This is a genomic window from Hymenobacter elongatus, from assembly GCF_004745955.1.
Taxonomy (GTDB): domain Bacteria; phylum Bacteroidota; class Bacteroidia; order Cytophagales; family Hymenobacteraceae; genus Hymenobacter; species Hymenobacter elongatus.
In genome coordinates, this window is the sequence record NZ_SRLD01000004.1 from 1 (window position 1) to 13,617 (window position 13,617).

11 protein-coding genes and 1 pseudogene are annotated in these 13,617 nt (G+C 55.7%); 10 read left to right on the forward strand and 2 right to left on the reverse strand.

Annotated features, from left to right (window positions below):
- A pseudogene (locus tag E5J99_RS03055) lies at positions 1 to 119 on the forward strand (IS5/IS1182 family transposase); the annotation flags it as partial.
- A 54-nt stretch (positions 120 to 173) separates the two neighbouring features.
- Here E5J99_RS03055 and E5J99_RS03060 read toward each other — a convergent pair.
- Entirely contained in the window at positions 174 to 749 is a 576-nt protein-coding gene (locus E5J99_RS03060; RefSeq protein WP_135496245.1) for a ribonuclease HII, read from the reverse strand.
- Between the two features lie 117 nt (positions 750 to 866).
- On the reverse strand, positions 867 to 1,109 hold the full coding sequence (locus E5J99_RS03065) for a hypothetical protein (protein ID WP_135496246.1): 243 nt from the start codon (positions 1,107 to 1,109) through the stop codon (positions 867 to 869).
- A 441-nt stretch (positions 1,110 to 1,550) separates the two neighbouring features.
- Between E5J99_RS03065 and E5J99_RS03070 the strand changes: the two genes are divergently transcribed.
- The 9 genes from E5J99_RS03070 (at position 1,551) to E5J99_RS03110 (ending at position 13,592) form a co-directional block, all read left to right on the forward strand.
- Positions 1,551 to 2,132, forward strand: coding sequence for an NUDIX domain-containing protein (locus tag E5J99_RS03070; RefSeq protein WP_135496247.1), 582 nt, complete (start codon positions 1,551 to 1,553; stop codon positions 2,130 to 2,132).
- Positions 2,133 to 2,200: 68 nt separating this feature from the next.
- A complete protein-coding gene (locus tag E5J99_RS03075; RefSeq protein WP_135496248.1) occupies positions 2,201 to 3,055 on the forward strand; it encodes a lysophospholipid acyltransferase family protein in 855 nt (284 codons plus the stop codon).
- 28 nt (positions 3,056 to 3,083) lie between these two features.
- Positions 3,084 to 3,371 carry an Asp-tRNA(Asn)/Glu-tRNA(Gln) amidotransferase subunit GatC gene (gene gatC / locus E5J99_RS03080; RefSeq protein WP_135496249.1) on the forward strand — a complete coding sequence of 96 codons (288 nt, stop codon included), beginning with the start codon at positions 3,084 to 3,086 and terminating at the stop codon, positions 3,369 to 3,371.
- A gap of 9 nt (positions 3,372 to 3,380) precedes the next feature.
- Entirely contained in the window at positions 3,381 to 6,434 is a 3,054-nt protein-coding gene (locus E5J99_RS03085) for a tetratricopeptide repeat protein (protein ID WP_135496250.1), read from the forward strand.
- A gap of 11 nt (positions 6,435 to 6,445) precedes the next feature.
- The gene (locus E5J99_RS03090; RefSeq protein ID WP_135496251.1) at positions 6,446 to 7,177 is read left to right on the forward strand and encodes an ABC transporter ATP-binding protein; all 732 of its coding nucleotides are present in this window, start codon (positions 6,446 to 6,448) and stop codon (positions 7,175 to 7,177) included.
- A gap of 75 nt (positions 7,178 to 7,252) precedes the next feature.
- Positions 7,253 to 7,804 carry a cob(I)yrinic acid a,c-diamide adenosyltransferase gene (locus tag E5J99_RS03095; protein ID WP_135496252.1) on the forward strand — a complete coding sequence of 184 codons (552 nt, stop codon included), beginning with the start codon at positions 7,253 to 7,255 and terminating at the stop codon, positions 7,802 to 7,804.
- 63 nt (positions 7,805 to 7,867) lie between these two features.
- Complete coding sequence (locus tag E5J99_RS03100; protein ID WP_135496253.1) at positions 7,868 to 8,932, forward strand: branched-chain amino acid aminotransferase; 1,065 nt, start codon at positions 7,868 to 7,870, stop codon at positions 8,930 to 8,932.
- Positions 8,933 to 9,051: 119 nt separating this feature from the next.
- Positions 9,052 to 10,129 (forward strand): peptide chain release factor 2 gene (gene prfB, locus E5J99_RS03105; protein WP_135496254.1). Its coding sequence is split into 2 segments (ribosomal slippage): positions 9,052 to 9,102 and positions 9,104 to 10,129, totalling 1,077 coding nucleotides; the frame shifts between segments, so codons are not numbered across the junction.
- Between the two features lie 289 nt (positions 10,130 to 10,418).
- Positions 10,419 to 13,592 carry a SusC/RagA family TonB-linked outer membrane protein gene (locus E5J99_RS03110; protein WP_135496255.1) on the forward strand — a complete coding sequence of 1,058 codons (3,174 nt, stop codon included), beginning with the start codon at positions 10,419 to 10,421 and terminating at the stop codon, positions 13,590 to 13,592.
- Positions 13,593 to 13,617 lie beyond the last annotated feature (25 nt).

The following is a 13,617-nucleotide window of genomic DNA, read 5'->3' on the forward strand; positions in this document are numbered from 1 at the left end:
CCTGGCTCAACCGCTTCCGCCACCTGCTGATTCGTTGGGCCAAAAAACCCGAAAACTATCTGGCCATGCTCCATTTTGCTTGCGCTCGAATCACCTGGTATAACTGCCTATTTGGATAGGCTCTTAGTGGCTCGCCGCAGGCAGCAACCTTCGTTACCGTTGCTTACTTCCACTTACAGCAGCCGAAATCCCAGGCGGTGGTGTTCTGTGGGGCCATACTCCCGAATGGCGGCTCGATGCTGCTGGGTAGGGTAGCCGGCGTTCTGCTCCCAGCCATACAGCGGAAACTCCCGCGCTAGTTCCCGCATTCGGTCGTCGCGGAAGGTCTTGGCCAGCACCGAGGCCGCCGCGATACTGCGGTAGCGGCCGTCGCCTTTGATAAAGCACGTGTGCTCCAGCTCCGGATAGGGTCGGAAGCGGTTGCCATCGACGATGAGATGCGCTGGCCGCTGGGGCAATAGCTCCACCGCCCGGTGCATGGCCAGATAACTAGCCTGTGCGATGTTAATGCGGGCAATTTCGTCGGTGGAAGCTTCTGCTACAGCCCAGCCAATAGCTTCCCGGCAAATTTCCACGCGGACGGTTTCGCGCCGCCGGGCCGACATCAGCTTCGAGTCGTTGAGGTAGGCCGGGGCGAAATCGGGAGGCAGCATGACGGCGGCGGCGAAAACCGGACCAGCCAAGCAGCCCCGCCCGGCTTCGTCGAGGCCCGCTTCCAGCAAATAACCCGTGTGGGAGGCAAGCAGCATAGGACGAAGGTACGGCTCTGGCGCGCGCACAGCCTACCACCTGCCGCAATAAAAAAGCCTCCCCGGCAGCGTCAGCTACCGGAGAGGCTTTTTTCTGGGAAAACTATCTACTCGAACTTAGTGACGTCCGGCAGTGCTGCCAATCTCGGCGGCGCCGGGCTCACCACGGCGGTTGCCTTGCTTATCACGCGGCCCTTCGTCGAGGGCAGAATCTTCGTCGGTAGTGATGTACTCGTTGGTGATGGGGCCGAGGCCGCCCGTATTCTGGACTAGCTCAGCTTCTGCTTGTGCGTGTTTCAGGTTGAACAATGGGTCTCCAGGCTGGGATTGAGCGGACTGGTTTTTGGGTTGATTTGCCATAAAAATATCCGGTACCGGCTGGGATGTAAACAGCCAATTACTAGCTGGTACGCGGCTCCGCGCGCTGAGGTTGGGCCGAAGCAGCACCGGAGGCTAACAATATTATGGCCTGCCCAAACCGAAAAACAAGGGCACAAAAAAAGCCGCTGCTCATGGCAACGGCTCTTTCTTTGCAACGACCGGCAGAAATTCATCCACCCTACTCCTTAACCCGGTCGAAGCGGTACACAAACAGAGACTTCCTTTCCACAACCTCTGTTTGTGCTGTTCCTTTCTACGACAAAACTACTCGCAGTCAGCGTCTTATTCGGATATTTTTGTCAAACGCGGCTTCTCACCCGACTAACCCCAGCTATGACCCGACAGACTAGTCTCGGCTGCTTTGCCTACTGTTGAGATTGTACCTTTGCCATATTCAGGCTTTTTGACCTCCCCCTTTTTATGACGCACATTCCTTCGCCCGACTTCGATGAGACCCGCAATCCGTGGCAGGTTTTGCACTCCGAGCTAACCTACCAGAATCCGTGGATCAGGGTTCGGGAGGATCAAGTTATCAACCCCAAAGGCGGCCACGGCATCTACGGGGTCGTTTCGATGAAGAATAAAGCCTTGGGCATTGTACCCGTCGATGCTGAAGGCAACACGTGGCTGGTGGGCCAGTACCGCTACCCACTCAACGAATACTCCTGGGAAATTCCGATGGGAGGCGGGCCCGTGGAATTGGACATTCTCGAATCGGCCCAGCGCGAGCTGAAGGAAGAAACCGGCTTCACGGCCCGTCGCTGGACCAATATTGCCCGGCTGCATACCTCCAACTCCGTCACCGATGAGGAAGGCTTCGTCTTTCTGGCCGAGGACCTGGAAGCCGGCGATGTGGAGCCGGAAGAGACGGAAGAACTACGCCTCTGGAAACTACCGCTTGCCGAGGCCGTAGCCATGGTTATGGACAACCGCATCACCGATGCCATCAGCGTGGCGGGGCTGTTGAAGGCTGAGCGGGTCCTAAACAGCCGCCACGCCTGACAACACAGCGAGTTGGCGTAGCTGGCTGCACAACTGCTCTTAAGTTTATAGCTCGTATTTTTGCCACTATGGATCGACTGCTCCGATTTATTGGCCACCGCGTCTACACTGTCTGGACTACGTTCTGGTTTGTGCTGCCGTTTGTGGTTACGTATCCATTGCAGTGGCTGCTGGGCCGCCGCCCGTCCCTGCATCACCACCTGCATACCATCAACCGCGGCTGGTCGAGGCTTTCCATTCGGATGTGGGGCATGCCAGTAGAAATCGTACGCAAGAGTTCGTTGCCTGCCTCGCAGCCCTGCGTGTACGTGGCCAATCATAGCTCCTACATCGATATTCCGGTGCTATTCAAGGCCATTCCAGGCTTTCTGAACATTATTGGCAAAAGCACGCTAGCCAAGGTCCCGTTGTGGGGGCCGTTGTTTGGCAGCGTCTACATCACCGTAAACCGCACGAGCGCTATGAGTCGGGGCCGGGCCATCATTCAGGCGCGGCAAAGTCTGGAAGCCGGCCGCTCGGTGGTCATTTTTCCCGAAGGCACCATTTCGCAGAAGCCCGGCGAAGAGATGCTGCCCTTCAAGGACGGCGCTTTTCAGCTGGCCATTGCCGCGGGCGTGCCTATCATTCCGGTTTCGATGCCGCTCAACCACCTCTTCATGCCCGATGTAGGCGGTATCCGGGTGCGCTACACCCCGCTGGAAGTCGTGATTCATGAGCCCATTTTCACCCAGGGCTTGACCAGTGCCGATGTGCCGCGAATCCGGGAGCAGGCTTTCCGTATTATTGCCAGCGCCTTCCGCCCCGAAGCGGCTGGTATTCCCGCGCCCTCGCGCCTACGCCCGGCTCGTTCGGGCGCGGCTCCCGCGTCCAGCCCGGTGTCGGTGAGCTCCGCCAATCCAGAGCTGGGCCTGCCCACTTCTTAATCAGAACTTCTTACTTTTTTCTCTGACTGTGAGTACCGATTTATCTACCCTACGCAAGCTAGCCCACCTTTCCCGCCTCGAATTCGACGCCACCAAAGAGCAGCAAATGCTCGGCGACCTGAATAAGATTCTGGATTGGGTGGCTCAGCTTAGCGCGTTGGACACGACTGACGTAGAGCCGTTAGTGCATCTGTCGCACGAAATCAACGTGCTACGGCCCGATGAGGCGCACAACTCCGTGAGCCACCAGGAAGGGCTGCGCAACGCTCCCCGTAAGGATTCTGACTACTTCCGGGTACCCAAGGTGCTGGAATAACCCTTTCTTTTGACGCTCCTCCTTCCTCCTGCCCGCTCCGGCGGCTGGCGCATTGCCCTCTGGGCACTAGGCCTGGTGGCTGGCCTTTCCCTGGGCTTGGCTATCTATTATTATTTCACCGGCGACGACTACACGCTGCGGGTTCAGGAAATAGCCCAGCTCAAAACCGTCCCGACGGTGTTGCAACAAGTGCAGGTAGGGCTCGATGTGCTGCCAGTGCGCGTGAATGGCTACCTCGTCACGGAAACCCACGACGTAATCGGGCCTTTTGTGCGCCCTGAAGCAGCGGTGGCATTGCTGCTACTGGTAGCGGTCTGCCTGGTTTTCTATCTGGCCGTTATTAGCACCTTGCCCCGCCTGTCGTTTGTGGCGGGCATGGCGCTCCTGATTTTTCTGCTGATGTCGTTTAATGCTGACCTGCTCGGCATCATCGACTCGCGGGAGCAGTACTTCCTTATTCTGACGCTTCTGGCGCTGGGGGTGCCGGCCTACGTGTTCCACTCCTTCTGGCCCGACGTGGCTTTCGGCCAACGGCTCCTCACGTTCAGCCTATTGGTAGCGGGCCTCAGCACATTGTTGTTCCTGCGCAGCGACAACCCGATTGATACCACCGCTCTGCACCTCGTGAGCTACGCTACCACCAGCGGAGCCACTGCCGTGGCATTGCTGGTGCTCTGGCTTAGCATCGAGAATATCTACGGTCTGCTGTGGTTCAACACCCAGGCCGAAAACCCGGGCAGTCGTTTTGGTATACTGCCGTTTTTGCTGGCCAGTGGCCTCTATTTGGGCACGCTGTTGCTGTATTACTGGAATGACGGGGAATTGCTCATTCTGCCCGGCGTCAACCTCGACCCGTTGCTGCTGCTGCTGCCGGCCGCTGTTATCAGCTGGCTGAATCTGGGCCGGCGGGCGACTACCTACGGCGAATGGGTGCCCTTCAGCGCGGCGCGGTACTTGTTTCTTATTCTGTTGACGCTGGCGGCGGGATTTCTGGGTTTTGCCTTTGCTACCGCCAACGGCCCGCTTATTGCCGCCGCCCGCGACTTTACGGCGCTGGCCCTGCTCGCTGGTGGCGCCGCCTTCCTGCTCTATATTCTGTTCAACTTTGTCACCCTGATTCGCCAGAAGCTGCGCGTTTTCCGGGTTGTATATGAGCCACGCCGCCTGCCGTTTTACATTGTGTATATAGTTGGCATCGGCAGCTTGCTAGCGGTAGAAATGCGGAATAACCTCTACGTGCTAGACCAGGTGCAGGCCGGCTACTTCAACAACGTAGGCGACCTGACCCGGCTCCAAAGCGAGGAGCAGTCCAACGCCGACGGGCTGGCTTTGCTGGCCGAGCGATATTATGCCGAAAGCGACGTCCTGGACCAGCATAACCATCGGGCCAGTATGGGCCGGGCGGCTTTGTATCATTTCCGCTCGCAGCGGCAAAATGAAATCAACGCATTGCGCCGAGCACTCAGCCGGGCGCCATCCGAGAAAATCTCCCTACGCTTGGCGGCTTTGTACAATGAGCCCGGCGACTTTTTCGACCGGCAGCAGGTGTTGCGCCAGGGCCTGAAAGGCACCCCGCGTAGCGCCCGCCTCGCCAATGATCTGGCCCAGCTCTACACCCGCTCAGCCCTCACCGATTCGGTTGAGTTCTACTTGCAGCGCGCCGAAGCCCTGGCTCCCGATAACGCGGTTGTTCGGGCCAATCGACTCGCATTTCTGGTGCAAACCCAACAGACGGACGCCGCGCGCAAGCTGGTAGCAGAGCAGTCGAAGTCGGCTACGAGTGCCAGCTGGCAGAGCACTGCGTCGCTGCTCAACTTGCTTTCGGGTAAGCCAAGCGCCCCAGCAGCAGTTGCTTTGCCCTCACCGAGTCTAACTACCGCCGAATTCGCCCACCTCTACCACGACTGCCTGCGCCGGGCAGCCGTGGGCGATACTAGCCAGCTTGCGTTACTAGCGCGCCTGGCCCAACAGCCCGACAATAGTGCTTACCTCGACCAGCTGACTTTCGTGCGGGCCCTGATGCAACACTACGGGGGCCAGGTGGTGGCAGCCCAAACCACTTTACTACCGCTCACTACGGGCAATTCCTCCGGTAGCGCCTATTATCAAAATCTGTGGGGCCTGTGGCTGCTAGAGCAGCGCCTATACGCTTCGGCCTCCGCACGCTTTGCTGCTGCCCGCCGCACGGGTTACGCCGAGGCTGCGCTGTTCCGCGCCTACGCGCAGGCCTTGCTGAACCAGCCCGATTCGGCCCGGGTTTCGGCCACTCAGGCTCTCGCCGGCAACACATTCGGCACCAATCAGTCGGCCCGACGGCTGGTATCGATTCTGACGTTGGACTTCGACACGCAGTATGCGCTGGCTTCCGACTCGGTGAAAGCGCAATACGTAGTGCTACGCGGCAATTCGCTGTATCCTGAAAGTCAGCTTCCCAGAGCGGCCGCTTTAGCCACTCCGGCTACCCGGAGCGCGGCGTTGCTGGCCCAGATTCCCCGGGCGCTGCAGGCGGGGCGCCTAGCGGAGGCCCAGCAGGCAGTTGCGCTGTTTGCTCCGGCTCCGGCAACCAAAACCGCCGCTGCTTCTGCCTGGAATGTGCTGCGCGGCCAGGTATACCTGCAGAGCCAGCAGTTTACGGTTCTCCGTCAAATGCTGACAACCGGCTACTTCAGCCGCCGCGACCAACCCTATTCCCTGTACTATCAGGCCGTATTGGCCCAACAGGATAACAACCGGCCGCTGGCCACCCAGCTGTTTGGCCGCGTGGTGCGGGAAGCACCCTATCTGGAAGCCGGCGTATTGGCTGCCGCCAATTTCTATCTGGGGCGGCAACAGGACATGCCGGCCTACAATGCGCTGCTGAAAGGCCTGGAGTACAATCCCGAATCGGTGGGCTTACTGAAAGCCTACACGCTGGCCGCTGTTCCGGCGGGTTTGGGTGAGTATGCTGCCTCGTCGCTGGAAAAATTGCGCACGTTGCTTTCACCTTCGGAATACCGTACCTTTCTTACACTGTATAACGCGCGGCGCGCCACCCAAGCGGCCACCGCCACCCCCTGGAACTAACCCAGCTGCCTATGTTACCGCCTGTAATCGAAACCCACGACATTGCGAAGGAGTATCAGATGGGCACCGAGCTCATTCAGGCACTACGGTCCGTTACTATCACCATCCAGCGCGGCGAGTATGTGGCCTTTATGGGGCCTTCCGGCTCCGGCAAATCCACCCTCATGAACATCGTGGGCTGCTTGGACACGCCTACCCGGGGCAACTATGTGCTGAACGGCAAGGATGTCAGCCGCATGTCGGATAACCAGCTGGCGGAAGTGCGTAACAAGGAAATCGGCTTCGTATTCCAGACGTTTAACCTGCTGCCCCGCGCCAGCTCGCTCGACAACGTAGCCCTGCCCCTGATTTATGCCGGCTACAGCAAAAGCCAGCGGGAGGAGAAAGCCATGAGCGTGCTACGCAGCGTAGGCCTTGAAACGCGGGCCAAGCACAAGCCCAATGAACTTTCCGGTGGGCAGCGCCAGCGCGTCGCCATTGCCCGCGCCCTGGTCAACGACCCCAGCATCATTCTGGCCGATGAGCCCACGGGTAACCTCGATACCAAAACCAGCCATGAAATCATGGACTTGTTCGAGGCACTCTACGTGAAGGGCAATACCATCATCATGGTTACGCACGAAGAAGATATTGCCCGCTATGCTCACCGCATCGTGCGCCTGCGCGATGGCATAGTAGAGTCGGATAACGTCAATTCGGACATTGCCACCCACCATTCCCAGCTGACTTTTAACAATGAGTAACCGACATTGAGCTGATTTTTTTGTTCTTCTTTTCTCTGCAACCTCAGCTCCTGCTACCTGTCCTTCGCTCATTGCATGAAAATCTATACCAAAACCGGCGACCAAGGCCTCACTTCGCTTATTGGCGGCACCCGCGTACCCAAGTCCAGCCTACGCATTGAATGCTACGGCACCGTCGACGAGCTGAACTCTTACATTGGTCTGGTGCGCGACCAAGAGGTAAATACCTCCCGCCGCGAGCTGCTCAAGGAAATCCAGGACCGGCTGTTCACGATGGGAGCCTCTTTGGCTTCCGACCCGGAGAAGTCGAAGATGAAGATTCCGGATTTGCACGAAGAAGACGTGCAGCTGCTAGAACGTGAAATGGACCGCATGAATGAAGACCTCCCCGAGCTGCGGGTGTTCATACTTCCTGGTGGTCACCCGTCCGTATCGTTTGCCCATGTGGCTCGCTGCGTGTGCCGCCGCGCCGAGCGGCTCGTCATTGCCCTGCGCGAAGAAGACGTTGTGGCCGATCTGGTCGTGATGTACCTCAACCGCTTATCCGATTATTTATTCGTGCTCAGCCGGCAAATGGCGCACGAATTAGGAGCCGAAGAAGTTACCTGGAAACCGCGCCTCACCTAGTCGCGTTTGAGATAACACCTGCTGCCCTACCCTCGCTTTTCCCACTCCCCCACTCCCCTGCATATGCTCGACACCCTCACTATCCGGACTCAGCGTACCACGGCCTCCCGCCTGCAACAGCTGGATCCTGAACACCTAGAATTCGGCAAGCTATTTTCTGACCATATGTTTGTGGTCGACTATCAGGATGGCGAATGGCAGGAGCCGCAAATCGTTCCTTATGGTGATATGGCCGTGAGTCCCGCTAATTCAGCCCTGCACTATGGCCAAGCCATTTTTGAGGGTATGAAAGCGTACAAGAACGCCCAGGGCGAAATTGCGCTGTTCCGTCCTTATGACAATCTGCACCGCCTCAACCTCTCGGCCGAGCGCATGTGCATGCCCACACTTCCGGAAGAGCTGTTCATGCAAGGCCTGTCGCAGCTTATCCGCCTAGATGCTGCCTGGGTTCCCGATGGGGAGGGCAGTGCGTTGTATATCCGCCCGTTCATGTTTGCTACCGATGGCTTTATCGGGGTACGTCCCTCCGATTCGTATCGCTTCATGATTTTTACCTGCCCCGTGGGCCTGTATTATAACAAGCCATTGCGGGTGCGCTTCGAGGAAAAATTCGTACGCTCAGCTGAAGGTGGCGCGGGCTATGCCAAAGCAGCCGGGAACTATGGAGCTGCCATGTGGCCCACCAAACTAGCGCAGCAGGAAGGCTACCACCAGCTCCTCTGGACCGACGCTTCAGCGCACCAATTCATCGAGGAGTCAGGCACCATGAACGTCATGTTCGTTATCGATGGTCGCTTGGTTACGCCGGCCCTGAGCACTTCCATTCTGGATGGCATCACTCGCAAGAGTGTGTTGCAAATAGCCCACGATTTGGGTCTGACGGTAGAGGAACGCCGGGTATCGGCCACCGAAATTATGGAGGCCCAAGCCAGTGGTTCATTGCAGGAGGCCTTCGGAGTGGGTACAGCTGCTACCATTGCTCCTATTGCCGTTATCGGCTTCCAAGGACAGGATTACTCTCTGCCCGCTACCACTAAAGACTCGTTCTCGCAGAAAGCCAGCGCTATCATGAGTGCCATTCGCACTGGTGAAGCCCAGGATACGCATAGCTGGATGGTGCAGGTATAACCCTCTGCCCACCGCTACATCTTCACGCCCGTTGCCGGTTTTACTCGGTGACGGGCGTTTTGCATTGGCTATCTTTGCTTGATTCCATTTAATTCATCATTCATCATTCTTTTTTTCCAATGACCCAAGACCAGGTTAAGGAATTGAAGGGCCGCGCTGAGGCCTTGAGGAGGTATCTTTGACTACGACAATCGTAAAGCACAAATCGTAGAAACTGAAAAACAGACCACCGCACCCAATTTCTGGGACGATTCCAAGAAAGCAGAGAGCATTCTCAAAGAGATTAAAACTATAAAAGTCTGGACTGATGACTACGAAGGCGTAGAACAAGCCGTCGGAGAACTTGACATTCTATTTGACTTTTACCGGGAAGGGGAAGTTACCGAGCCCGAGATTCAGCGGGAGTTTGAGGCTACGCAGAAGCTGATTGAACAACTAGAGTTCAAACGTATGCTCTCCGACGAAGAAGATCAGCTTTCTGCTATCATCGACATCAACCCCGGTGCGGGTGGTACCGAAAGCCAGGATTGGGCCGAGATGCTGATGCGGATGTACATCATGTGGGGTGAAAAGCATGGCTTCACCGTTCGCCAGCTTAGCTATCAGCCTGGTGAGGGAGCTGGCATAAAGTCGGCTTCGCTCGAAATCAATGGTGATTTTGCCTATGGCTACCTCAAAAGTGAGATTGGGGTTCACCGCTTGGTGCGCATGTCGCCTTTCGATAGTAGCGGGCGGCGGCACACTTCGTTTGCTTCTATCTTCGCTTACCCGGTCGTTGATGACACCATCAATATCCTGATTAATCCCGCCGATATCACCTGGGATACCTACCGCGCGGGTGGCGCTGGTGGGCAGAATGTGAACAAAGTCGAAACGGCCGTTCGCCTGAAGCACGCCCCGTCTGGCATCGTTATCGAATGCCAGATTGAACGGTCGCAGCTCATGAATAAGGAACACGCTTTGCGCATGCTCAAATCGCGCCTTTACCAAATAGAATTGGATAAGCGCCACGCGGAGCGCGACAAAATTGAGGCTGGTAAAAAGCGGATTGACTTCGGCTCCCAGATCCGCAACTACGTGCTACACCCCTACAAGCTGATCAAAGATCTGCGCACGGGCATTGAGCGCACTGATGTGCAGGCTGTTTTAGACGGCGACTTGGATGAATATATCAAAGGATTTTTGATGCAAAACTAAGTATTGTTATAAATAAAATCCCCCATAGTCAAACTCCATTCCGGAATTGCACTAGGCCCTGTTGCTAACAAAATCCTTATCTTCAAGAAAAGGAATTGTGTGGATCGGGTGCTCAATCGTTGAGCGCAGCGTTGGATAAGAGCAGGAGAAAGTATGATAAACTTTGAAATCAAGCTATTCTCTATGTTTCCCAAAAGTTGCTAAATGGGGTTTTTCCCGCTATACTTGCCCTATTCGCCCACTTTCCTACCTATTACTTCACCCTTTCACTCACCAAACTACTAGTCCAATGAAAAAAATCTTATTTATGGTCATCCTGCTGATGACTAGCCTGTTGCAGCAGGCCATCGCGCAGGACCGGACCATTTCAGGAAGGGTCACCGACCGATCTAACGGTCAGGGGTTGCCCGGAGTTACTGTTCTTGTAAAAGGCACCACTATTGGTGCCTCAACCAATGCAGATGGAACCTACACACTGAGTACGCCTGCTTCAGCTACCACCCTTTCCTTCACCTCTATCGGCTACGCGTCCGTAGATCGTCCTATTGGAACGGCCTCAACCATTGATATCGGATTGAGCGCTGATACCAAGCAATTGGGCGAAGTAGTAGTAACAGCATTGGGCCGTGAGGAGCAGAAGAAGAGCCTTGGCTATTCCGTACAGGATGTGAAAGGCGCTGACCTGACCCAAGCTCGCGAAACCAACGTGGTTAACTCCCTGACTGGTAAAGTAGCTGGCGTACAGATTTCCAACAGCTCGGGAGCTACAGGTGGTTCGTCGCGCATTCTTATCCGTGGCGCGAAATCGATTCAGGGCAACAACCAGCCACTGTTCGTAGTTGATGGTCAGCCAATTGATAACTCGAGCTTCTCAAACAGCAGCTCGGCCGGTGGTGTAGACTACGGCAACGCCGCCTCCGACATTAACCCGGATGATATTGAGTCTATTACTGTATTGAAAGGGGCAAACGCAGCTGCTTTGTATGGTACGCGCGGTGTGAACGGAGTAGTAGTTATCACTACTAAGAACGGCCGTAAGTCACGTGGCATCGGCATTTCCGTCAACAGCACTACGTCGTTTGAAACGCCCCTCATCATTCCTAAATTCCAGGATCAGTACGGCCAAGGCTATGGTAGCTTTGAGTATGTGGACGGTGCGGGCGGTGGCGACGGCGACAACGTGGATGAAAGCTGGGGACCTAAATTGGACGGTCGCCTGATTCCGCAGTACAACTCGCCTGTGGTTAATGGTGTGCGTCAGCCCACTCCGTGGGTGAGCCCCGGTAAAGACAACGTGCGCAACTTCTTTGAGACTGGCCGCACGCTGACCAACAATGTGGCACTTTCGGGTGGCAATGACAAGGCTGGTATTCGGGTGTCGTTCACCAACCTCGACCAGAAAGGCATTCTGCCCAACACATTCCTCAAGCGCAATACCGTAAACGTGAACGGTGGTGTTGATATCACCAACAAGTTCAAGCTGAGCACGAACGTAAACTATTCCAACACGCGTGGCCGTCGTCCTAGCCAAGGCTATGACGAGCTAAACGTAATGCAGCAGCTCTACACGTGGTTTGGACGGCAGGTGAAACTCTCGGATCTTAAGGACATTTACGAGCAGGGTGGCCGAGAAGGCAGCCGGAATTACAACTGGATTCAGGTGTACTCCAGCAACCCATACTACATCCTGAACGAAGCAACCAACGATGACGAGCGTGACCGTCTTATCGGTAACCTGACGTTGAACTACGCCCTGACTGACTGGCTGAACATCACGGCCCGTACCACCAACGACGTTTACAACCAGCTCAACCAGCGCCGCGTGGGTGCCGAAACGCGTGACAACGCTATCCAAGACGACTACACGGAAGAGCGCATCTATGTATTGGAGCGCAATACGGAGTTCTTGGCAACAGTCAACCGCAACCTGACCGAGGACTTCAACATTGATGGTTTGATCGGGGTTAACCGTCGCGACAATCGTCAAAACAGAAGCCAGGTTGCCGCTCCCGAGTTGGCCGTACCAGGTCTGTTCTCATTGGGCAACGCGGGTTCTCCGCTCGTAACCGGCAACAATTTTGGTTCGAGCAATGACAACAACACAGGCATTCTGAACCCAGTACAGAAAAGCCGCATCAATAGCGTATACGGGTCGGCTCGTTTGGGCTACAAGAACTTTGCATTCTTAGGCGTTACAGCTCGTAATGACTGGACCTCTACCCTACCTGCCAACAACCGTGCATTCTTCTATCCTTCGGTAGATGCATCGTTGGTGCTAACGGAAGCGCTGGGCATTACTGAATCGGTATTGTCGTTTGCTAAAGTTCGTGGTGGCTACGCCCAGGTCGGCAACGATACTGACCCTTACCGACTGCAGGCTATTTACCCTGCCCGCACGCCATTCGGCAACGGAGCACAGCAAACCTATTTCAACACGCTGTTTACGCCTGACTTGAAGCCAGAGCGCACTAATTCGGTGGAAGCAGGCGTAGAAGTACGTTTCCTACAAGATCGTATCGGGTTGGACCTGACGGCTTATCAGTCGACGACGACGGACCAGATCCTTAACGTTCCGGTTTCGGCCTCAACAGGCTATCTTTTCAAGGTACTGAACGCTGGCGAAGTATCGAACAAAGGAGTAGAAGCCATTCTGACCATCGCTCCTTTGCCTACTTCGAGCCCGTTCCAGTGGAACATCACAACCAACTTCGCGGCCAACCGCAACAAGGTTATAAAGTTTGACGACGAGGGTCAGATCAAAAACCTAATTCTGGGGCAATCAGGATTTGGAGTTAACGTAGAAGCTCGCATCGGCGAGAAATACGGTGTTCTGTTCGCCGAGGACTTTCTGCGGGCTCCCGATGGTCAGATCATTTACGAGGACGGCCTACCCGTAGCAGATCCAACGCGTAAGATTTTGGGTTCCTATACTCCTGACTGGGTAGGAGGCATCACTAACCGGTTTGGCTTCAAAGGGGTTGACCTCAGCTTCACCATCGATACCCGCCAGGGCGGTCAGCTGCAAAGCGAAACCAATATGTGGGGTAACTACACCGGCGCTTTGGAAAGCACTCTGAATGGTCGTGAAGAAGGTATTGTAGGCGACGGCGTAATGCTGGCTGCCGACGGTATCACCTACGTTAAGAACGACGTGAACGTACCAGCACAGGATTGGAATGGTGCTTACTATTACAACGTTCGTTCGAGCAGCGTGTATGATGCTTCTTTCGTGAAGCTGCGCGAAGTACGCTTGGGCTACCAGCTGCCAAAGTCGATTGTTGACAAGACTTTCCTCAAAGGAATCGGTATCTCAGCAGTAGGACGTAACCTGTGGCTCATCAGCTCGAAGGCTCCTGGCATTGACCCGGAAACTTCTTTCAACAGTGGTAACGTTCAGGGCCTGGAATCCACGCAGATTCCTTCGGTTCGTAGCTACGGCTTCAACATCAACCTGACCCTGTAATCATTGGTGCCGCTCCTTCGGGAGC

Bases quoted from the DNA above. Each gene is read 5' to 3' on its own strand.
- E5J99_RS03065 (WP_135496246.1), bottom strand. From the start codon at position 1,109: ATGGCAAATCAACCCAAAAACCAGTCCGCTCAATCCCAGCCTGGAGAC.
- E5J99_RS03070 (WP_135496247.1), top strand. From the start codon at position 1,551: ATGACGCACATTCCTTCGCCCGACTTCGATGAGACCCGCAATCCGTGG.
- E5J99_RS03100 (WP_135496253.1), top strand. From the start codon at position 7,868: ATGCTCGACACCCTCACTATCCGGACTCAGCGTACCACGGCCTCCCGC.
- E5J99_RS03075 (WP_135496248.1), top strand. From the start codon at position 2,201: ATGGATCGACTGCTCCGATTTATTGGCCACCGCGTCTACACTGTCTGG.
- E5J99_RS03095 (WP_135496252.1), top strand. From the start codon at position 7,253: ATGAAAATCTATACCAAAACCGGCGACCAAGGCCTCACTTCGCTTATT.
- E5J99_RS03060 (WP_135496245.1), bottom strand. From the start codon at position 749: ATGCTGCTTGCCTCCCACACGGGTTATTTGCTGGAAGCGGGCCTCGAC.
- E5J99_RS03110 (WP_135496255.1), top strand. From the start codon at position 10,419: ATGAAAAAAATCTTATTTATGGTCATCCTGCTGATGACTAGCCTGTTG.
- E5J99_RS03090 (WP_135496251.1), top strand. From the start codon at position 6,446: ATGTTACCGCCTGTAATCGAAACCCACGACATTGCGAAGGAGTATCAG.